This is a genomic window from Priestia sp. BR_2 (genome assembly GCF_041954005.1).
Classification (GTDB): Bacteria; Bacillota; Bacilli; order Paenibacillales; family Paenibacillaceae; genus Paenibacillus_AQ; species Paenibacillus_AQ lautus_A.
Window position 1 is genome coordinate 68,323 of the sequence record NZ_JAVFHM010000275.1, and the last position, 22,549, is coordinate 90,871.

At 51.4% G+C, this 22,549-nt stretch carries 16 protein-coding genes; 11 read left to right on the top strand and 5 right to left on the bottom strand.

Annotated elements, in window-relative coordinates; translation table 11 throughout:
* Nucleotides 1-366 precede the first annotated feature (366 nt).
* From RB298_RS21020 to RB298_RS21040, 5 genes are all read left to right on the top strand, one after another.
* Complete coding sequence (locus RB298_RS21020; RefSeq protein WP_486048408.1) at nucleotides 367-4,836, top strand: S-layer homology domain-containing protein; 4,470 nt, start codon at nucleotides 367-369, stop codon at nucleotides 4,834-4,836.
* A gap of 239 nt (nucleotides 4,837-5,075) precedes the next feature.
* The gene (locus RB298_RS21025; protein ID WP_486048410.1) at nucleotides 5,076-5,783 is read left to right on the top strand and encodes a response regulator transcription factor; all 708 of its coding nucleotides are present in this window, start codon (nucleotides 5,076-5,078) and stop codon (nucleotides 5,781-5,783) included.
* A gap of 6 nt (nucleotides 5,784-5,789) precedes the next feature.
* The gene (locus tag RB298_RS21030; RefSeq protein ID WP_375121639.1) at nucleotides 5,790-7,229 is read left to right on the top strand and encodes a HAMP domain-containing sensor histidine kinase; all 1,440 of its coding nucleotides are present in this window, start codon (nucleotides 5,790-5,792) and stop codon (nucleotides 7,227-7,229) included.
* Between the two features lie 90 nt (nucleotides 7,230-7,319).
* Complete coding sequence (locus RB298_RS21035) at nucleotides 7,320-8,084, top strand: ABC transporter ATP-binding protein (protein WP_486048412.1); 765 nt, start codon at nucleotides 7,320-7,322, stop codon at nucleotides 8,082-8,084.
* A gap of 6 nt (nucleotides 8,085-8,090) precedes the next feature.
* Nucleotides 8,091-10,463 carry an ABC transporter permease gene (locus tag RB298_RS21040; protein ID WP_192570911.1) on the top strand — a complete coding sequence of 791 codons (2,373 nt, stop codon included), beginning with the start codon at nucleotides 8,091-8,093 and terminating at the stop codon, nucleotides 10,461-10,463.
* A gap of 148 nt (nucleotides 10,464-10,611) precedes the next feature.
* Here the strand turns inward: RB298_RS21040 and RB298_RS21045 are convergent, their stop codons facing one another.
* From RB298_RS21045 to RB298_RS21060, 4 genes are all read right to left on the bottom strand, one after another.
* Nucleotides 10,612-11,094, bottom strand: coding sequence for a hypothetical protein (locus tag RB298_RS21045; protein ID WP_009593297.1), 483 nt, complete (start codon nucleotides 11,092-11,094; stop codon nucleotides 10,612-10,614).
* Complete coding sequence (locus RB298_RS21050; protein ID WP_015736873.1) at nucleotides 11,091-11,888, bottom strand: DUF3100 domain-containing protein; 798 nt, start codon at nucleotides 11,886-11,888, stop codon at nucleotides 11,091-11,093. Before RB298_RS21050 ends, RB298_RS21045 begins: the two co-directional genes overlap by 4 nt.
* A gap of 32 nt (nucleotides 11,889-11,920) precedes the next feature.
* Nucleotides 11,921-13,183 carry a M20 family metallopeptidase gene (locus RB298_RS21055; RefSeq protein ID WP_375121642.1) on the bottom strand — a complete coding sequence of 421 codons (1,263 nt, stop codon included), beginning with the start codon at nucleotides 13,181-13,183 and terminating at the stop codon, nucleotides 11,921-11,923.
* 214 nt (nucleotides 13,184-13,397) lie between these two features.
* Nucleotides 13,398-13,997: a short chain dehydrogenase gene (locus RB298_RS21060; RefSeq protein ID WP_486048416.1), complete on the bottom strand. Its 600-nt coding sequence runs from the start codon at nucleotides 13,995-13,997 to the stop codon at nucleotides 13,398-13,400.
* Nucleotides 13,998-14,263: 266 nt separating this feature from the next.
* Between RB298_RS21060 and RB298_RS21065 the strand changes: the two genes are divergently transcribed.
* From RB298_RS21065 to RB298_RS21090, 6 genes are all read left to right on the top strand, one after another.
* Nucleotides 14,264-15,217: an ABC transporter permease gene (locus RB298_RS21065; RefSeq protein WP_096776201.1), complete on the top strand. Its 954-nt coding sequence runs from the start codon at nucleotides 14,264-14,266 to the stop codon at nucleotides 15,215-15,217.
* Nucleotides 15,218-15,229: 12 nt separating this feature from the next.
* The gene (locus tag RB298_RS21070; RefSeq protein ID WP_145037045.1) at nucleotides 15,230-16,159 is read left to right on the top strand and encodes a carbohydrate ABC transporter permease; all 930 of its coding nucleotides are present in this window, start codon (nucleotides 15,230-15,232) and stop codon (nucleotides 16,157-16,159) included.
* Between the two features lie 88 nt (nucleotides 16,160-16,247).
* Nucleotides 16,248-17,744, top strand: a complete 1,497-nt coding sequence (locus RB298_RS21075) for an ABC transporter substrate-binding protein (RefSeq protein WP_486048418.1) — start codon at nucleotides 16,248-16,250, stop codon at nucleotides 17,742-17,744.
* Between the two features lie 135 nt (nucleotides 17,745-17,879).
* Nucleotides 17,880-19,643 carry a sensor histidine kinase gene (locus RB298_RS21080; RefSeq protein ID WP_486048420.1) on the top strand — a complete coding sequence of 588 codons (1,764 nt, stop codon included), beginning with the start codon at nucleotides 17,880-17,882 and terminating at the stop codon, nucleotides 19,641-19,643.
* Entirely contained in the window at nucleotides 19,618-20,379 is a 762-nt protein-coding gene (locus tag RB298_RS21085; RefSeq protein ID WP_375121646.1) for a response regulator transcription factor, read from the top strand. Before RB298_RS21080 ends, RB298_RS21085 begins: the two co-directional genes overlap by 26 nt.
* A 28-nt stretch (nucleotides 20,380-20,407) precedes the next feature.
* Nucleotides 20,408-21,928, top strand: coding sequence for an ABC transporter substrate-binding protein (locus RB298_RS21090; protein ID WP_486048422.1), 1,521 nt, complete (start codon nucleotides 20,408-20,410; stop codon nucleotides 21,926-21,928).
* Between the two features lie 138 nt (nucleotides 21,929-22,066).
* On the opposite strand, the gene RB298_RS21095 is transcribed toward RB298_RS21090, so the two are convergent.
* Nucleotides 22,067-22,498, bottom strand: a complete 432-nt coding sequence (locus tag RB298_RS21095) for a DnaJ family domain-containing protein (protein ID WP_486048424.1) — start codon at nucleotides 22,496-22,498, stop codon at nucleotides 22,067-22,069.
* Nucleotides 22,499-22,549 lie beyond the last annotated feature (51 nt).

Consider the following 22,549-nt stretch of genomic DNA (forward strand, 5'->3'; position numbering starts at 1 on the left):
AAAAGTGTACACAATGTTGATTCATGCTGTCAATGAACATTTATTTGGCTGGCAGCTGGCTGCATGGGGCAAATCCTGAGTTTCTCCTACGATCTCTCGCCAGCTGCTGTATCAATCAAAGCAATAAGATTCTGTTTGAAGGATATTACGCACGAGGCGGACACGCCCGCATCTTTTTAGAGAGGAGCATCTGTAGAGAACCTGTATAGCTATTGTAGAGAATTTGTAGAGCATGCTTTGTTATTCTGATATCCGCTTGTCAAAATATGTCCTTCCATGTCAAGAAGGCAGCCTTGGTGCAGGTTCGCTTGAGATAAAGGTACAGGACATCAACAAAATACAAAAAGAAGGAGGATGATCATTTTCATGAAAAAATCCGGAAAATTCGGATCCTTGTTTATGGTGATCTGTATGCTCGTTGCCACGTTTCAGCCCTTGACGGCACCGGCCTCTGCGGCGGCGGCACCCGAGGACAAATGGGTCACCTATAAACTTGATAATTTCAGCAATTCCAAGCAAGTCGATTTATTCTCGCTGAACGGCCAAGCCAAAGTGATGCAAGACAGTAAAGGACGCGATATCCTGCGTCTGACCGAGGCACAAGGAAACCAGTTCGGTACGGCTTTTAACAAAAAGCTGATCGCTGCGGGCAACAATTATTCCTTCAGCACTTTTTTCAAATTCCGCTTGAACGGAGACAATCGTACCAACTCTCCTGCCGACGGCATTACCTTCACCATTCAGGCTCAATCCAACAGTGCGGGCGAAGTCGGTGTGGGCATTGGTTACGGCGGGATCAAACCCAGCTTTGCGGTGAAGTATGATACATACAAGAACCCGAGCCCGGTTAACGATCCATCCGCTAACTACATCGGACTTGCAAAAAACGGTAGTGTGAACAATACCAATCCGGATTGGTATACAACGAACCTCAATGGCATTACGCTGTCTGGAGGAGAGGATCTATACTCCTGGATCGACTACGATGGACAGACCAAGGTTGTTAAGGTATACCTGAGCAAGGATGCTGTACGTCCGACAACTCCCGTTCTGGAAACAAGCAACATTGATCTGGACGAAATCTTTGCCGGATATCCCGGCGTTTATGCGGGATTCACCTCCGCCACCGGCGGCTCGATGGAAACCCACGATATTCTCGGATGGTATTTCACGAACGAATTCGAGCCGATCGATACGGCAAATACAGGCTATGTCTACAAACAAGCTCCAACCGATGTCAGAATTGAAGTCGTTCCAACCTCTGAGCCTGGAAAGTATGAAGTGATAGGAACCGCGCTTGATGTAAACGGCGATCCCGTGGAGGGAGCCCCGATTACCTTCTATTCCGAGGAAGGAGTATGGACTTCTCCATCCCAATCGACTAATAGCCAGGGACAAGCTACGGCCATTCTGGATTTTGGCGATAATCCTCCATCAGGAGAGATAAAGGTTGTGACGGTAGGTGGAGCTTACGCTACGGTACCGAAGGCACCGGTCCTTTCATCAGGTAATACACCTGCAACAGCTAATGAGCTGTCGTGGAACACTGTAACAGGAGCTACTTATTATAGTCTTTATAAGGACGGTGTCCTGCTCGACACGAATATTCAGGTTCCCTCGTATACCTTAACGGGGGCAGATCTGGATGAGATCTCACAATACACTGTAACTGCAGTTATATCTGGACCGGCCGGTACGATCGAGACCCTTCCATCTAATCCAGTTACTTTAGGGCTCTACTTTGATCTGCCAGAATACAAACTCAATACGAGTCCTCTTGCACAAAACTACACGCATCCTACGGTGGTTACGTCTGTTTATGAGACCGGTAGTAGAGACGTTACCCTGGAGGTAACGGAGTTTACCGTTAAAAATCCACTCGTAGCTACGATAAGTGAAGACGGTTTACTGACGGCAATAGGTGCGGGCACCACCGTAATCGACGCCGTATATAACGGTAAGACCACTCAATCCATTGTTAAAGTAAGCATCGATGCTCCGGCGTTAAAGACTGGGCAAGTGAATGCGACCAATGCCGAGTTATTGTGGAACGCCGTCCCGGGCGCTCAAACGTACAATATTTATGATGCCAACGGACAGCTGATCGCCGACGGAGTGACAGGTACTAGCTATGTGTTGTCCGGCCTGAAGCCGGAAACGAAGCAAAGCTATGTCATCAAAGCCGTCAGCAACGGCATTGAATCCCCTGCTTCGCAGCCCGTGGATGTAACCACGCCGGCCTCCGGCCTGCGCGATCTGTTGATCGATCCGGCAAGCGTCACGCTGCAGACCGGTGAACAGCACACGCCTAAGGTAACGGCCGTTTCCTTGGATGAAAGCATTCAGGATGTAACAGGCAAAGCCACATATACATCTTCCGATGATAAAGTGGCCACGGTCGATGCCAATGGCGTCGTTACCGCCGTAGCACCAGGCACGGCCATCATCACGGCTACGCATGACGGAAAATCCGTCACGCAAACCGTGCATGTTCATGATCAGGCATTATCTTACAATCTGGATGTAACGGTGACCCCTGAAGGCGTACTGGCTGACGGGAAGTCTCCGGTCACGGTTACCGCTAAGGCTACCGATTCCAAGGGCAACCCGGTTCCTGGAGTGCCTGTGGACATTACGTATGATTCCGGTAAAACCAAGACGGTGACCACCAATGAAGAAGGGATTGCCGTATGGACATACGAACCTGCGGTTTTAACGGACACGACGCCGTTATACGACATCGTGGTCGCAGAAATACAAGATCCTGCCACAGGCACAACCGTTCAAGCAAGCAAGGGCGTACATTACTTCCCTGCCGCCATTGACGGCATCGTTGTGGATCAAATCACCGGCAAACCGGTAGCAGGCGCAAAAATTACCGTGGAATCCGATTTCAACAACGACGGAATTCCTGATTTCTCGGCTGAGGTTACGACCGGCGAGGACGGCTCATACCAGATTCCGGTTCCGCGCGGAAACTATACCTACGAGCTGAATATCGAAACTCCGGTTCAAATCGGAGGGCGTGACGTCACGCTGACGCAAACCAAAGAGGTTACGATCGGCACTGTACAACCTGGCCAAACGATCAAACCTTCGAACCTGCTGAGAGGTCAATTATTCGTTGCTTCCGCCAGCGGAGCATCCAACCCTGATACCATCGGGGATGTCCTCGGCAGCGGGAAAGCCGTTGCACTGCTTCAAGGCTTGAACGGCAGCAGCTTTAAGCAGCCGCTCAACGTAGCCAATGACGGAACGTTCTCGCTGGATCAAGTCCCGCCGGGGAAATACCAAATATCCTACCAGCTTGAACTGGCGGACGGTACGGTATTGGCAGGTCCCGCTTCCATCTTGGACGTGGATATGACCCAAGACGGACAGACCGCGATCGTATATTCCCTGATAGATCCTTACGGCATCATCACGGATGCATCGACAGGAAAAGTGATTAGCGGCGCAGACGTTCAATTGTATTGGGCTGACACTGAGCTGAACCGTCAGAAAGGACGGGTGCCGAATACACTCGTATCCTTGCCTGCACTGGCTGGGTTTGCGCCTAACCAAAATGCCAATTCGCAAATTTCCGACGCGGCTGGCGAATATGCATGGATGGTATATCCGGAAGGCGATTATTACATCGTCGCGAAACGAAGCGGCTATTACACTTATGACACTCGGGTTTCCAAACCGAATGCCCCGGCCGTTAACGGTTCCGACAGTTATATCAAAGACGGGATCATCCATGTGGGACAGAGCATTATCGCATTTGACTTTGCTATGCAGCCAGTGCCGTCATCAGGTAATGGCGGGGATTCTTCTGGGTCTTCTTCCCCATCACCTCAGCCGCAGGGCGATGTGACATTGAACCTGTCCACGGACAAGAAGCAAGTCCAAGAAGGCACGCAGTCGACCATTACCGTCGATTACGCTAACCGTACCAACGCGGCATTACGTGATGCATCGGTTCAAGTCACCCTTCCTGAAGGCGCCGAAGTCGTGAATGCTCACGGCGGAAAGGTTGATGGCAGAACCGTAACCTGGAATGTGGCTCATCTCCCTGCCGGAAGCACCGGCAGCTTCAAACTGGACATCAAGTGGGGACAGATTGCAGCCAAAGAGATTCAATATGAAATCATCGGACAGCTTACGGCAGGTAGCAGCAAAAAATCCAATAGCGTCCATGTTCAAGTATTCTCTGACCGGTTCGGCGATCTCCAGCATCAGCGTTATATTCTCGGGTTCCCTAACGGTACATTCCAACCGTCCAATACCTTGACCCGGGCCGAGCTCGCTGCAATCGTTGCTCGTCTTTCGGAGAAAACCACAGGCAACGCGAACTCAAGCTTTAACGATATTCGAAAAGGACATTGGGCGACCGATTACATTCGAATCGCGGTATCCCAAGGATACTTCAACGGTTACGCAGACCATACGTTCCGTCCGGATGCACCAGTCACTCGCGGAGAACTGGCTGCGGTGCTGGCCCGTTTCCTGGACTTGGACACATCGGCTTCCGTAAATCACCATTTTACGGACATCGAAGGAAGCTGGGCTGCCGAATCCATTGAGGCATTATATCGCAACAATTTGCTGTCCGGTTATCCTGGAAACACGTTCCGGCCGAACAACCGCATAACGCGTGTCGAAGCCGTCACGTTGATCAACAAAGCGTTATACCGTGGACCTTTGACGGGATTGGAGCCGCTCTTCCCTGATGTAGCAGAAACCCACTGGGGCTTCGGCGATGTTCAGGAAGCAACGGTTTCTCACCAGTCCACTCGTAATTCAGACGGCGTTGAGGTTTGGGTTTCCACGCTTAAGGATAACGTGAAGTAATACTCTCCCTCATAGGGAGGATGCTGTCGATCATCGAAGCATCCAACCGCTCAACCCCCGGTCTTATTCCAGACCGGGGGTTTTCCTTGTTCCAGATACATGTAGGCATGCATTCAGCCAACTTAAAAATAGCGACAGGGTTATCCAGGGGGATTTTCCTTATCTTCCCTATGCTTAAATCCGACCCGTGCTATAATGGATTCACTATTTAAAGCATATGGAACAGGGGCGACTTTTTCATGCAATCTCCTAAAACGGTACTGATTATTGAAGATGAGCGGGATATCTCGCGCATCGTGAACGATTATTTGCGTGTCCAGGGATTCAGCACGTTCATCACGGAGAATGCGAGGGACGGATTGCAGGGAGTCCGTAACCGGCAGCCGGATTTTATCATTCTTGATTTGACGCTGCCAGACGCTGACGGAATTGAAGTATGTCGTGAGCTTCGTACATTGACTTCTGCGCCCATACTTATTTTAAGCGCTCGCAGCAGCGACACGGACAAAGTGCTTGCCTTGGGTTTCGGCGCCGATGATTATATGACCAAGCCCTTCTCGCTCAGTGAGCTGGTCGCCCGGGTTCAGGCGCATTTGCGCAGAATGGTCGACCCGAAACTCCAGGCAACAACACAACAGCTATTGCGATTCGGCACGTTATCGATTGATAAAAGCGCCCGCAAGGTCATGGCCGGACAGCGGGAAATTGCTTTATCCGCGAAGGAATTCGACCTGCTCTATTTTCTCGCATCCAACCCGAACCAAGTGTTTACCAAAACGCAGCTGCTGGATCAGGTGTGGGGGTACTCCGCCTATGTCGAGGATAATACGATCACGGTCTACGTTCGGCGGCTCCGCGAGAAGCTGGAACGTAGCGGAATCAAATCCGCTCATATTACGACGGTTTGGGGCGTCGGTTATAAATTCGACCCCGATGAAACGGAGTAGCCTTTTATGCACTGGAAACCATGGTATGCAAGAAGGCTCTGGACGGCTTGCCTGTCTCTTCTTGTAATTTTGCTGTCCGTCGTTTGGCTCGCTTGGCCCTCGAACCAGCCTGCTTCGTCCTCCATCGTCAACCACATTCGCTTGCTGACCAATACGATCGTCCATACGTTGGAGAACGAGTTCGTCGAACTGCTCCCTCCCGATGCTCCGATTCGCGAGAAATTAACCGGCTGGAGTCAAGAAACACGGATCGGCCTTAAGGTCGTGCTCCCTGACGGAACGATGATATATGACAGCGATGATTCATCGGTACGCCGTATTCATCCTCGCTTTGAACTGGACTATACGCTGCGTATGTCCGACGGCGACCCGCCCGATTACCACCTGGCATTTCCGCTGCTGGATGCCGGAACCAACGCCTTCGCAGGCTATGCGCAGTTTACGGTCCCTGCATCTGCAGCGACCGCGGCCATCCCTTCTTCCGGCTTGCTTCTCGTTGTGCCATGGACCTTGCTTTCCTTGGCACTCCTGACGCTGCTTTATGTACTCTTCTCCACCGGACGCCGGGTGCAGCGGGATCTGGTTGAGCCTGTTGCCGGGCTCAAGCCCTATGCGGAAGCCATCCTGAAGGGCGATTACGAGCAGCGCGCCGAATGGACAAGCAATAACGAGGTCGGCGAACTCTATGCCGTATTTGATCTCATGCGTGAAGAAATTCGCAATTTACATATGCAGCAAGCCTCGCACAGCCAGTCGCACAAGGAACTCATTTCCAATCTGTCCCATGATTTAAAAACCCCGCTGGCGACCATCAAAGCCTACATCGATGCGATTCGTGAAGGCATCTGCCCCGATCTGCCGAGTGTGATGGCTTACCTGGAGGTGGTGCATGCCAATACAAGCAAGATGGCTGTGCTTGTAGACGATTTGCTGCTGCACGCGCTGCGTGATCTGGACCAAATTGCGGTGCGTCCGCTGGAACAATACAGTTCTTCTACGATTGAACCTGTGTTGCGAACCATGGCGCACTACATACGTACGATGGGAGTACGCTGCGTGGAGCCTTCTTCCATTCCGAACGTGCTTGTTATCATCGATGCTGTGCGTTTCGAGCAGGTCATCGCCAATCTCGTCACGAATGCCCTGAAGCATACCCAACCCGGGGATACGATTACGCTCGCCGTTGAGGAGTTGGCCGAATCATCCAGTTTGCGGATCATAATTTCCGATACGGGCAGCGGTATTTCCCCTCAGGACATGCCCTTTATTTTTGAACGGTATTACCAAGGCAGTGTCCCGGACCGCAAGAAACTGGCCGAGCGGCAAGGGGTTGGACTCGGTTTGTCGATTTGCAAATATATTATGGAAGCGCATGGCGGCACGATCACGTTTCACAGCAAGCAGCAGCAGGGAACGACCTTCTGCTTGACTCTGCCGCTAAGCTGACCCCTGTCATACTTTATTAATAATTTGATAAGGAATGCGCAAGAATCGTCCTCTATAATTTGGAAGCATGAGAAGAGAGGAGACCCTGTCATGCCTACAACCAAAACCATCATGCTGCAAGCTTCCAATTTATGCAAAACCTATACCACCGGCAAGGAGCAGTACCATGCCGTGCGCAATGTCGATCTGTCGATATATGCCGGCGACTTTACTGTGATCATGGGAGATTCCGGGTCGGGAAAGTCGACCTTGCTTTACTTGCTTAGCGGACTCGACGCCGTGACGGCCGGTGAAGTCCACCTTCAGGGACAGCGCCTCGATCAGCTTTCGGCTAAGGAGCTTGCGCGTTTTCGAGCAGATCAGATCGGCTTTATCTATCAAAACAGCAACCTCGTGCCGGATTTGACGCTGTTCGATAACGTCGCTCTTCCTGGTTATATCGCCAATCGGGACAAAGAAGCCGTAAAACAAAGGGCCAATGACCTGATGACAAGCCTGCATCTCGAAAAACAAGGCACCCGGCTGCCTTCCCAGGTGTCCGGAGGCCAGCAGCAGCGGGCCGCCATCGCCAGGGCGCTCATCAACAATCCGGATATGATTTTTGCCGATGAACCCACCGGCAGCCTCAACTACGAACAAGGTGTTACGGTGCTCGATATCCTGAGCCGGATGAATGCGGAGGGCCAATCGATTGTCATGGTCACCCACGATATGAAGGCGGCCTGCCGCGGCAATCGCCTGATCTACATTCGCGATGGCAAGATCGGCGGCACGCTGGATATGGGACCCTACGTCCCGGAGTTAGCCTCCGAGCGGGAAGCAATGATCTTTGCTTATGTCACCGGGAGGAGGTAGTCCAAGATGCGTGCCATATTGACGCTGTGCTGGGGGAACATTCGCAAACGAAAATTGCAAAACGCGCTGATCGCATTGCTCATTGCGCTATCTGCTCTATTAGTCGGCACCGCTTTCACGGTCTTGATGAATACGGAAAACGTATTCGAAGAGCGCCATACGGCTGCTCAAGGTGCCCATGAAATCATAAATATGACCCGCGGGCTGCATGATGAACGCATGGTTGCCGATTGGTGGTCAACCCAGGAGGGGGTGACCGCCTCCAGCCTTATTCCTTACAAGCCTTGGACCGGCTTGGTCTATAACGGGCAAGAACTGCCCAATCTTTATCTGTATATGATCGATACGCCTCCGATGCCGCATGGGGTCAATCATCCGCTCCCCGGCGCCGGACCGGCTCAACTGACCGTTCCGGAAGCCGGAACCGTCTGGGTGCCCACCTCGCTCGCCTACAAATACGACATGGAAGTCGGCGATGAATTGGTGTTCACCGCCGGGGCTGCCCCGGTACAATTCACGATCGGCGCTATCGTTATTGACCTGTCACATGGCGGCCCCTTCACCACCACTGCCCGCATCTGGATGAACGAAGCGGACTACCTTTCGACCATGGGCGGCTTGTCCACGCCGGAGCAGTACCTGGTGTCGCTTCGCTATGCGCATCCCGAACAAAGCGGGGAGTACTGGCAGCGCTTTGAGGAGGCGCTCGGATCGCCGTTTTTGGAAGAACGCGTTTCGTTTGCCGAGCTGTCCGCCTTTTACTTTATCATGAACAAAGTGATCGGCTTCGTCATGAGTTTCCTCGGATTGGTCATGATTGCTGTCGCCTTGCTTACGATCGGCTTTACGATCACGGACACGATCCTGGCCAATTACCGCACGATCGGCATTCTCAAATCCATCGGCATGACCTCCGAACGCATCATCGTCACCTATATGCTGCAGTACGGCTTGATTACCGTTATCGCCTTGATCCCTGCCCTGATCGGCAGTCGACTGCTGTCGGATATCATCATTAAGAATTCCTTATCCTTCCTCAAATCCGAGGCGGCGCCAGTGTCCGTGCAGGCGCTGGGGGTCGCAATCTGGACCGGCATCGGCATGCTGATCATCATCCTCTTGTGCGTTGTCCTCTATGCAGCCAAAACGCGCCATATCGAGCCGATTCAGGCGATCCGCTATGGCATGTCGGAGTCTTCGCATACCCATGCCCATGGACATGGAACCGGCACAAGGCTGCTGGACCGATGGTCCGTACCCGCCGTCATCGGATGGAAGCATGTGACCGGCAACAAAAAAGGGGCGGCGCTGGTCTTTCTGTTGATGAGCATTACCGCGGCGGTGCTCGTCTTTGGCACCCTGCTGGTAACGAGCGTCTATCGCATCAGCGAAACCTCGGCCCAGTGGGGCTACGACGATGCGGATATCGCCATCATGGTGATCAACGCTGACGGAATGGATCGTACAGAATTGCAATCTTATATCGAGAAGGATCCCCGGGTCCTCAGCCTGAACTGGTCCGGCTCGGCTATTGGAGTTGTTGCGCAAGCAGATGGCACTCAACCGACGTTCAGCCTCCCGCTGACCGTGGTGGAAGGCAGCATGGACGAGATGGGATTGGCCTCGCTGACAGGCCGGAACCCCGTGCTGCCTAACGAAATCACGATCGGAGTCAACATTGCCCGCAAATTGAATAAAGATATTGGCGATGCCGTCACGATCTACATCGAAGGAAAACCGCATCAACTGCTGATCACCGGCACGTTTCAGTCCATTTCCAACCTGTCGAATATCGCTCGGATCACATCGGACCTTGTCGGGCACATCAATCCGGACGCCGGGTTTGTTCAACTTCGGAACCAAGCGGATAGCGATGAGTTCGTGCGACAGCTGAATCAACGCTATGGTCCGGTGATCCAGGCCCTCAAGCAGGAAGTGCTTCTGGATTCCGTATTCAAGGAGGCCACGGCCGTGCTGCTCATTCCGATGAGTTTGCTGGCCCTTCTGTTCCTCACCGTCACTTGCCTGATCGTCTATAGTACTTGCCGCCTGCATATTCGCAAGGAAACGAAAACCTACGGCATTTACGCTTCGCTCGGCCTGACGGCATCAGACATTCGCCGCGCGTTGACAAGCGGCATTGCCGGAGTGGCTGCCCTCGGTACGCTGGTTGGCATGGTATGCGGAGTCTATGCTCTGCCAGCCGTACTGCGCGGCTTGCTGTCTGCCTACGGCATCGTCAAGGTGCCGCTGGTCATGGAGTGGCCGCTGGCGATTGTCCTGACGCTGATCGCTCTTGCCATTGCCGTCAGCGGCTGCTGGTTGGCTTCGCGAGCCCTTGACCGCACCTCCTTGCGAGTGCTGGTGACGGATTCTTGAGGAAAGTCAACGAGAACGGGGCTGCGGCAGACAAATGAGCCATTTACCAAACGAGGCGAAAGCTATTTGTTTCGCTGTTGAACGAGAAAAAGATGGCCTCCGTTTTTCGGAGGTCATCTTTTTTAGCTTCTTGGCTTTGTTCCATATTTTACTTACCGGACAAATAGAGGCCGAGCTCTGACAACAGCGCGCTTCCCACGTACGTGCCCGTGAACACGAACACCGCAACGATCGCCACGCGCCAGGAGGTTTTGCGAAGATCAACCAGCCTGTCGGCTACGGAAATGCCGGCGAACGCCAAAATCGGAGTGGTGATGGACAAAAAGTTGACGTTGGCAATGGCGTCCACAAACACATCCGAAATCAGGCAGCAGATCAGCGAAACGATCGATACCCAGCCGAGCACCGGGAATTCCTGCAGGAATTTCAGCGGAACCTTTTTCATCAGCGTCGAGATCAGAACGCCGATGAAGGAAAAAAGCCAAAGCACGGATAAGCCGGCTATCGTCCCTATCGTAATATGGCCTTCGCCGTTTTTGATGAACTTCATTTGCTCCGTAAATAAAATAAGACCGACGCTAAGCAGCAGGACGAGGGCATATTTTGCGTATTTATTCAATCCGGTGCTCATTTCTTTTCACCTCTGACCATTAATTTGTACATAAACCGCTGCAGCGGAACCGCGAGAAATACCATCGTATACGTTCCGAGAAAGCTGGTAAGCAGCTGGCTCGCAGCAGCGTATCCGTTAATGGTCTCCGTCATCTCAGGAGAATGGGCGATTAACGCGGAAGAAGAGCCTGTCATCATGCTGGCGGAACCGACCCCGGAGGACATCGCCAGCGCTTCGATCGAGAAGCCGGCGGCAACCATGACCGGCGCCAGAATGCTGAAGAACAGCGTGCCGAATAGGGTACCGATAATATAGAGGGACAGTACCCCGCGGCCTTCGTCGGAGTCGAGCGTATACTTCTCGGAGATGTAAGCGAGTTCCCCTTCCCTTCCAAGTCCAAGCGTAGCGCCGATGGCTTCCCTTCTCAGGCCGAGCAGGATGGCGATGGGAAGTCCGAGCAGAATCGTCCCCAGGTTGCCGATTTCCTGTATGATGAATACCCAGCCTACTTTTAAGATTTCTTCTAATCTAGGAGCAACGTCGGCGCCGTATCTCGCCATGAGCGGCAGCATAATAAAGATCAGATACTTGCTGGAGAAACCGACGTTTTCCTTGCTGTAAATTTTCTTCATCAAGCCTTTCCGGAATATCGACAAGCCGAGCACCATCGTGATCAAAATGGCGAATACGAGTGGAAGCAGGCTTATTTTCACGGAGCCGACCTGGATGGACTGAATGCCGATAAATTCGGCAACCGCTATAACAATGAGCACGAATGCAAGCAAATAGAGATACTGTAGTTTTAACTTCATGCCATGATGTCCTCTTTTCTGTTTTTCTGTTCTTAATGGGAGCCAACGATCGAAGCAAGGAGCTGCTCGTATTCGGCGAATGTGCGGCGGTACAGCTTCGAACGGTCGATGCGTCCGCTCATGCGCTCCAGCACCTGCGTTATAAATCTCGGGAACACTTCATAAATAAATTCCGGATCGATATCCTTGAAATCGTCGCCGTGGATCGTTCCCGTAAAGCCGCTGTAGCCGATTTGAATGCAGGGCATCATGAAGGCTAAATCCCCAATGTCTCCTGCAGCGCTGATGGCGTTGTTGTTCCAAATACGGGCGATCTCCTCGTTATCCTGGAACGCCTCCAGCACGAACTCGGACAAATACCGGTCCTGAACGAACGGCAAATATCCCATCTGCGTCTTAATCTCGACCTCGCCTTGAAGGGCCAGCGCGCTGCCCCTGGCCGCATCGTCCATCTTGGAGGCCGCTTCCTTCATGTAGTCCACCGACTGGGTGCGCAGATCGCTGCCAACCGTAATCCGATTGGGAATGACGTTTGTCGACATGTCGGACTCCAGGACGATCGGGTTCATGCGGACCTTCTCGCTGTCCTTCATCTGCTGCCTGCTGAGGCCTAACGCCACATTGAACAGGGTCGACATGCTGTAGGCATTTTTGGCGGAGAAGGGATCAAAACCGGCGTGGGTTGCTTTTCCGGTAAACGTGTAATGCTTATATAAGAATCCGGCCAGGTCGCAGTTGATTTCGATCGTGCGCTCGGCAAACTCTCCTCCCATGGCGTGTACGCACAGCCCGATGTCGATATCGTCGAACACGCCGAGTTTCATCGCTTCGGGTTTTCCTCCGTAATAGGAGATCTTGCCGCTTCCGAGCAGCTCGTCCCTGTAAGCGAGATCCAAATACTCCTCGGCGGGAATAAAAATAAACGTTAGACTATAATCCAAAGCGTCGTACGCCTTGGACTCGAAATAATGCTTGTATAAAGCCAGGGCAATCGCCACCTGCGTATAATGACCGCAATTGTGTGCCGCACCCGTTGCCTCGTCCGATCGCCAATGGGTTGGAGCATATACCGCATCAAGCTCCGCGATAAAAGCGATGTTCAGCGGCTTGCCGCCGCCAAGCGTTGTCCGAAGGCCGGTTGTGCTGAATGATTGCAGCTCGATATCCGGATTAACCTTTTTCAGAAAATCCGCTACCGTTTGATTGGTTTTAAATTCCTTGTAGCCAAGCTCAGGGTTATCGAATATGGTCTGTCCTACACCTGCAATTTCTTCGTACTGTTCTTTAAAACTCATAGCTGCCTCCCTCTTGATGAAAATAATCCTAATGTTAGTTTAGTTTTCTTAATTGTGTCAATAAAAATCACGTTATATTATTTTCCTATAGAAGTGATTATATTTACATATAACGCTCTAGTTTTCCCTTTGTTCAATAGCTGCAGATGAACGAAAGAAAAAAGAATCCGGATTAAACCCGGATTCTTTTTTCTAGTTTTGTGCACTTTTCTCATTAATAAACTTCATAGTTTTGCCCGGTTTGAGCCCCTTCCACACTCTTTTTATACGCAAGCGCTACACGTGCGGCCGGCACGGCTTCAAAGCCCGGGAAAAACTCGCCATATTTTTCTAGGGACTCCACTAAAACATTAGGGCTTACGCTGTTTATGCGAATTCCCCTTGGCATTTCAATGGCTGCGGATTTAACGAAAGCCTTGACACCGCCGTTTGCCATGGCCCCCGATGCGCCCTGAGGAATGGGATCATCCATCATAATTCCGGTTGTTAAGGTAAAGCTTCCTCCGTCATTCATATAATCCAGTCCTAGAAGGACTAGATTAATTTGGTCCTTAAGTTTGCTTTCAATGCTAATCTCATTTAGCTCCGGCGTCAATTCTGCAATAGGACCAAAATGCGCACCGCCTGTTGCGCTGATGACCGCATCCACTTTTCCGATTTTTTTATACATGTCTTTAATGCTGTTGACGGAAGTAATATCCACTTGGGCATCGAAGCCGTTTCGCCCAGCATGTACGATTTCGTGATTTTTTTCTAATTCTTTAGCGACTGCTCGTCCGATCGTGCCGCTTGCGCCAATGATTACTACCTTCATGTGCAGCCTCCTTATTCCTATGAGATTTCAATTATATTATACCCCTGGTTTTGCTTGAAGACATTGAAAGAACTCTTGGAGAACGGCCTTGAAATATTATAATAAAAAACCATGTTCTGTAAATGTCCGTCCTAACAAGTCTTTCGAACCTAACGTTTGTTGACTATAGTATCAAGTTTGTTATCTGGAAGCAGCGTTTCCTCCTCTTATACAATGAAATCAACAAGTGCACGACAAGCGAGATTACACCGTAAGGAGTGACAGACATGAGCTCTCAAGCCGAACCCAAAAAACGAAAGCGCTTACGAATGCGCTGGCACAAGCAGGATACGGAATTGACCCTCTTGGCGCTGCCAACCACGATCTGGTACATCCTGTTTAGTTTCTTACCGATGTTCGGGATCATTATCGCCTTCAAAAATTTCAAGATTAGCGGCGGGTTCTTGAGCAACGTGTTCAACAGCCCTTGGATCGGGCTCAAAAACTTCGAATTTCTGTTCAAGTCGAATGACGCCTGGATCATTATTCGAAACACGATAGGATACAATATTGTGTTTATTGTGCTGGGGATCGTTCTGCCCGTCTTGTTCGCGATCATGATCGGCCTCCTCCACAGCCGCAAAGCCAGCAAAGTTTATCAGACGATGATGTTCCTCCCCTATTTCCTGTCGTGGGTCGTCGTATCCGCCGTAGGCTGGGCGTTCCTGAGCTTCGATAAAGGGATCGTCAATCAAATGCTCGTCTCGATGGGCAGCGATCCCATTAACTGGTATATGGAGCCGAAGTATTGGCCGTTTTTTCTGATTCTCTTGAATGTCTGGAAGGGCCTGGGCTATGGCATGGTCATCTATCTGGCGACCATCACGAGCATAGACAGCACCTATTATGAAGCAGCCGTCATCGATGGCGCGTCCATTTGGCAGCAGACAAGATTCATTACGCTGCCCATGCTCAAGCTGGTGATCGTCATGATGTTCATACTGGCGGTAGGGCGCATATTTTACACCGATTTCGGTTTGTTCTTTCAGGTCACGCGAGACTCCAATTCGCTGTTCAACGTGGCGACAACGATCGATGTCATGGTGTATAAACAACTGAAAACGGCCACCGTGGGCATGGCATCCGCAGCCGCTTTCGTACAGTCTGTTCTGGGATGCGCTACGATTCTGGCCGCTAACTGGATCGTTCGCCGAATCGATCCCGATAGCGCGATGATGTAAGGAGGCAAGAAGATGACATCGAAATCTACTTATCAGACAGGCCTTGAGAAGTTTAACCGCACGAACAAAGCCGTCAACCTTTTGTTCAACCTGATCTTCATTCTGTTGGCGCTGCTCTGCGTCATACCTGTAATCGTTGTCCTGTCCATCTCCTTCTCCAGCGAGGAGTCCATCCGTGAGACCGGGTATCATCTGCTGCCGGTCGCCATGTCGACCGAGGCTTACGTCTACATCATCAAGCAGGGAACGATGATTCTGCGGGCCCTCGGCGTATCCGCCCTCGTGACCGTGGTCGGTACCGTGCTCGGGGTGCTGCTGACCGCCTCCATGGGTTACGTTCTCTCTCGTCCCAACTATAAGTTGAGGGGATTTCTGACCTGGGTGGTATTCATTCCGATGGTATTCAACGGCGGCTTGGTATCCAGCTACTTCATCAACACGAATTTGCTGGGACTGAAAGATAGCATCTGGGCGCTGATTCTCCCGCTCGCCGTTTCATCGTTCAACGTCATCATATGCAAAACCTTTTTCAAAAGCACGATTCCCGACGGGCTGATCGAATCAGCCGAAATCGACGGCGCGAGCCAGCTGCGAATCTTCTTCTCCATCATCATGCCGATCTCGCTGCCGGTCATCGCCACCATCGGACTGTTTCTCTGCTTTGCTTACTGGAACGACTGGTTCCAATCGATGCTGTATATCGACAACCAGAACCTCTATTCCCTGCAAGCGCTGCTCAACAGCCTAATGAGCAATGTGGACGCACTCGCGAAGAATGCTGCGAGTATGGGCGTAAGCTATGCCATGCTCGTCGCAACGATGCCGAAGGAATCCGCCCGCATGGCGGTCGCCATTCTCATCGTGCTGCCTGTAGCATTCGCCTACCCTTTCTTCCAGAAGTATTTTATTTCCGGATTGACGGTCGGCGCCGTGAAGGGCTAATGACGAAATAAACCAAGACAAGCTTGGTTTATGATAAATATCCGCTGTACACACTTAGGTAATTCAACTTCAAAAAGGGGGAAATGAAATGAAAAGAGCATTAAAGTTCATCTCTACGCTGTGCGTGCTGACGCTTATGTTGACTGCTTTGGCAGCCTGCGGCGGCTCGAAGCCTGCACCTGCGACAGACGGATCCCAAGCGACGCCGGACACATCCAATGACACCGAAACGTCAAGCAAGGATGTACCGACGTTGACCTGGTGGACCATCGGCGGCCAAGTGCCTAACAATTTCAGCAAAGCGGTGGATGCCATGAATGCCTACACGGCCGAGAAGATTGGCGTGAAGGTCGACATCAAGGTAGCCAGCTGGGGTGAATGGGACACCAAAATGAATACCATCGTGAATACCGGCGAGCCATTCGACATCATGTTCACGAACAGCGGTAAATACAGCAAGCAAGTGACTATGGGCGCGTTTGCCGATATTACGGATCTGGTTCAGAGCGAAACGCCGGACTTATACAAATTGATTCCCGAGAAGGTATGGGAAGGCACAAAGATCGGCGGCAAATATTATTCCGTTCCGACTTACAAGGATTCCGCGCTGACGCAGTACTGGGTATTCGATGATAAGTACGTGCAAAAGTACAATATCGACATCAACAATATCAAAACATTGCAGGACCTGGATAAGCCGCTTCATGACATGAAGGCCGGCGAAGGCAAAAGCTTCTATCCGCTGCCAATGACGCAAGGCGAAGGCTTGAACGGCTTCTTTAACGACTATGACGATTTAACCCTGGGCTTCCCTCCGATCGGCGTCAAAGCGGACGACGCATCGCGCACGGTTGTCTCCGTGCTGGAGCAGCCTGATGTTGTGGCTAATCTGAAGCTGCTGCATCAATGGTACCAGGATGGCATCATCAACCCGGATGCGCCGACGAAGACGGAGAACGACAAAGGCAGACCGTTCTTTGCAGCCCAGGCATTCCCGGGAGCCGAGATCAGCTGGCAGATCAATGACGCCATCGAGAAGTACGATATGGTTCAGCATTACGGGCCGATCTATACCACCAGTACGATCCAAGGCTCGCTGAACGCGATTTCGGCGAATTCCAAGTATAAGAAGGAAGCCTTGAAATACCTCGAGTTGGTGAATACGGATCCTAAACTTCGCAATATGCTGGCATTCGGCGAGTTGGGCGTGGATTACAACAACGTCGATGGCGAAAAAGTGATTGAGCGTACATCCGATACTTGGCCGCTCGCGGCTTACACGCAAGGCACGTTCTTTAATCTGGCGGTTACGAAAGGCGCTCCTGAAGATCAATGGGAGCAGGTTAAAAAGCTGAACGATGCAGCGACCTCCTCCACCGTCCTCGGCTTTGCGCTGGACATCACCGATCTTCAGACCGAAGTGGCGAACTGCCAGGCCGTGTGGGATAAATACAAATATGAAATCATTACAGGAGCATCCGATCCGGAGAAAGTGATACCGAAGGTCACCGCTGAATTAAAGTCGGCCGGCATGGACACCATCATGCAAGCCGCCCAAGAGCAGATCAACAATTACTTCAAGTAAATTCCTGCGCATCCCTTATTAGGACACTTTTAAGGGATGCTTTTTCCATCCTATCTATGAAGCTTGGCGTGAATCGTGTTACATTGAGATTAAGCTGCGCATATTTAAAGCGACCTGCTGCAATTGAGGTGTCGTATGGGCTCATTTTTACAAATCAAAATCTATCGCCACAAGTTTATTGCCTATGTCATCTTCGTCGTGGTCATCGGTCTGACGCTTGGTACGCTGACCAGTGCCATGCTGCTGAATCAATGGGTGGGCAATGCCCGCATCGAGGCGGCTAATGCCTTTGCGCGCGTGGAGAATGAGCTGCAGTATGATGCTGACCGAATCGAGGCTTACATGCAGCGCATCTACTCCAATCCCGGACTGATTGACGATGCTCGCAGCTTTCTAAGCAGCAGCGCGGAAGGCTATTTAACCAGCAGGCTGCAGAACAGCCATTTCTCCCAGCCTCTGGTTTCGTTTCCCGAGGATGTGAAGACCTATCTGTACAGCTGGGCGCAGGGCGAAATCACGCAGATTAGCCTGCATACCGGCCATTACGGCAATGTCGTACGTTTTAATGAGCACGGGATAACAAGCTTTACCTTCGGGCTGCCGAATACGGACGAGGCGTTCCGCGATACGATTATGAAGGGCTTCGTCTATCGCAAGAAACTGTCGAATCCGACGCCGGGCGCTCAGGAGTTCGGGGAAATGCGCTTTTTGGTCAGCAGCGATCAAATCTTTAAATCCATTCGAAATTTCCGGTTTGGCAATGCCGCCGCGGTCAGTGCTACCGGCGAAACCTACCTCATCGGCAATGGACAGGACCAGGACTTGGAGGAGCTGTCCCGACTGGCCGAGGCAGACGGCCGCAGCCATGGTTTTATATCGAGGGGTGTACGGAAGCATATCTTGTTCGTTTCCTTTCCGTCCACCAAGTTTAATTTCAAATTTATTAGCATCATTGATTTATCCATGCTGATTCGTCAGCATGCCGGGATGCTGGTCGCCATCTTTCTGATCGTATTGACGGCCATGGTCAGCGTGCTTCTTCTCATCGCATACAATATGCGGGACGATGCCCTCTTCCTCCGCCGCATCATTCAATCGATCGGACGGGTGAAAATGGCCAATTTTACGCCGAACCGCCCCGCCCGGTACCGTCGCAACGAATACGGCATGATCGCCCGGGAATTGGACGATATGATTCAGCAGCTGGACAAGCATATCCGCAATGAATATCTGCTCAAGATCAAGCAGCAGGAAACTGAAATGAAAGCGCTTCAACACCAAATCAACCCTCATTTTTTATACAATACGCTGGAGGTTATCCGCTCCACGGCGCTAGTGAATCAGGACCGAGACACCGCCGACGCCATTGCTACGTTAGGCACGCTCTATCGTGAAATCGTCAAAAAGGAAAATATCATCTCGATTGCTAGCGAGCTGGAATTGCTGCAGAAGTACTTGGAGATTATGGAGTTCAAGTATCCCGAGCGTTTTTATTATCAAATCAATGTCGAGCCGGCGCTGCACTCGATCCCTACCGTGAAATTCTGGATGCAGCCCCTGGCTGAGAATTTTTTCATTCATGGCTTTAACGCGAATCATGAGTTTAATCTGTACGTCGTCAACGGCTTTGAAGCGGATGATGGTTATGTGCTGGAATTCGTGGACAACGGAAGCGGGATTCCGCCGGAACGTTTGGATATCGTTCGCAGCACGCTGTCCAACCATGATGAAACTTCTTCCCATAGTATCGGACTGCGCAACGTATATACGCGCCTTCATTTCTTTTATGGAAACGGCCTTTCGATCGAGATTGAGAATAATGAGGAAGCTGGAGTCAAAATTTCCGTGCGGATTTCAAAAGAGGTGATTGAACATGTACAAACTGATGATTGTGGATGACGAACCTCAGATTTTGGAGGGAATGAAGCGAATCCTGGATTGGAAGCAATACGGATTTGGACGGATCGAAACCTGTGAATCCACGGGTGAAGCGATGTCCAAGGTGGTGGACCTGCTGCCGGACGTCGCCATTTTCGATGTCTGCATCGGCAAGGAGCTTGGATATGAAGCGATCCAGAGACTCAACGAATTTCAAATCCCTACGAAATACATCATCATGAGCGGCTACAGCGAATTCAAGTATGCCCAGGAAGCCATTCGGTGCGGCGTCAAAGACTATCTGCTCAAGCCGGTCGAACGTACCAAGCTGCAGCAAGTGATCGAGAAGATCATCGTCGAGGATCTGGGCGGTTCGATAGGTAACCGAAACGGCGAAAGCTTGAACCAGGATCCGGTGCTTGGCGTTAGCTATGACAGCTTATCCAAGCTGGTGAACCGGATTCTGCTGATGATCAGGACGGAGTATGCTCAGAACATCACCTTGAAATCCGTGGCGGAGCGTTTCCAGATGAACAGCACCTACCTCGGACAATTGTTTCTCAAAGAAACCGCGATGAAGTTTTCCGAATACCTGATGGCTTACCGCATGCTTCTGGCACAGGAGAGAATTCAATCGACGGATGAGAAAATTTCCTATATCGCGTTTTCCGTGGGCTATAACAATCTCAATTATTTTTATACGCATTTTCACAGCTTTTTCGGGAAATCTCCTTCTGAACTGCGGGGAAAAGGGTAACGCATACGTGGCGGAAAGGAGGACATCGATGGTTAAATACGCTAGACGCTTACGGTCTTTAATGATGATCAGCATGCTGCTGCTGTTCACATTCTATACAACCGGCTGCTTCGGACAGCCTGGCTTTGACGATGAACCGCATGTCGGCGACACGGTCAACCTGATCTATTATACGATCGGTGAGCCCGATAAGGATCTTCGCCTCGTCAATGATAAAATCAATGAAATCATGGCTCGCAAGATCGGCGTGACGATCACCTATATCAAGGTAAGCTGGCAGGAATATGAAGATCGGCTGAACACGCTGATATCCGCCGGAAGCCCGTTCGACATTGCTTTTGCGCCCGACTATGCAACCACCGCGATGCGTGGAGCCTGGCTGAGGCTTGATGACCACCTGGCCGGCCTGGGCAAGGATATGTACGAGGCCATCGATCCCACCTTTTGGCAGGGGGTCCGCATGAACGACGGCAGCATTTACGGCGTCCCTACCAATAAGGAGTTAGCCGTACGCGATCAGTGGATGTACCCCGCCTCGATCGTGGACAAACACCATATCGACATCACCAAGTACAATACGCTGGAATCGCTTGAGCCTCTCCTCCGGATGATTCAGCAGAAAGAGCCGGATTACATCCCTATGGAGTTGGATCGGGATTCCCATAATTTCTTCGCTCTCTACGGATACGAATACATCATGAACCATAAAGTGCCCTTGATGATCAAATCGCTCGACCCGGACGCACCGGTGGTGAATATCTTCGAAACCAAGGAAGCCCGGCAGGTTCTCGATACGCTGCGGCATTATTATAAGCAAGGCTTCATCAATAAGGACGCGGCGCTGCGCGAGCCGGGAGGGCTCAAACGAGGCGCCAAGGTGTTCTGGAAGTCCTCCGGCGGGGGGCCGCTCTCGGAGACGACTTGGAGCAAGGATCGCGGTTATAAGATTGTAGCGAATCCCGTAACCCCCAGCACGGTTACTACGGAATCCGTCCGGGGAGGCATCATGACCGTTAATGCCAATACCAAGCACCCCGTAGAATGCATTAAGTTTCTGAATTTGCTTAATACGGACCCCGAAGTACGGAATTTATTCAATTATGGGATCGAAGGCATCCACTACACATTGGACGAACAGGGGCAGGTCGTTCCGAAAACAGACAAAGACAGCCATGGCGAACCGATCCCGGATGCGCCCGCAAGCAGCTATTCAGGTGTGCAGTACACGCAGGGGAATTGGTTTATCCTGAAAACCATGGGCGGCGATAACCCGGACCCCCTCGACAAATGGGAGCAATTCCGTCAATACAACGCCGGAGTCGTCAATTCCACCGTGCTTGGATTTACGCCGGATCTATCCGCGCTGACCGCTCAAACCGATAACATCGAGATGGTCTGGCATAAATATTATCCAAGCCTCATGACGGGCTCCGTGGATGTCGATGCGATCCTCCCCAAGTTTAACGAGGAGCTGAAGCAAGCAGGCATGGATGACGTGATACGAGAGGTGCAGAAGCAGCTGGATGCTTGGCGCAGCGGCAGGAAGTAACTGCTGGAATCCGCTTCCCTGATTGGCTCGGCCTTGGCCCAATGAACCCTATTCAAAAGAGACCCTAAAGCGGATAACTTTAGAGTCTCTTTCGCTTGTTCACCTGGACGGTAACGGGGAGCACATTTAAGATATTCTCTACTCCCACTTTTCATAGGCTGCGTGCAAATGGGTCCCGGACAGGAGGCCTTTTTGCAGCTGCGGATTCGGAACGATCCGGTTATACTTCATAATTTTCTGGTTGATGGCCTCCACCTCGGCCTCGGGAACCGCATTCGGTTCCGGACGGTCCAAAAGACGCTTGATGTCGGCGGCGATCTCTTTTCTCAGCTCCACCCATGCCGGCTGGTAATTCGCGTTCTTCATGATACTGGTTAGCACATCGCCGTCTTCGATCTTGATCGGCTTTCCCTTCAACGGAAAGTCGTCAAAGCCGCCTTCTCTGGCAAACTTGTCGATGGCCGATTCCAGGAGCCCGCTGCTGGTCGACATCGGGCGTCGTTCTTTTTTCTTTTGCTGATTTTCTTCAGCAGCAGAAGCCATTTCTTTAGCATCATTGTTCAACTCCATATCGGACACCTCCGGTTTTACATATCAGGGAAATAAATCCGTTTCTCAAAT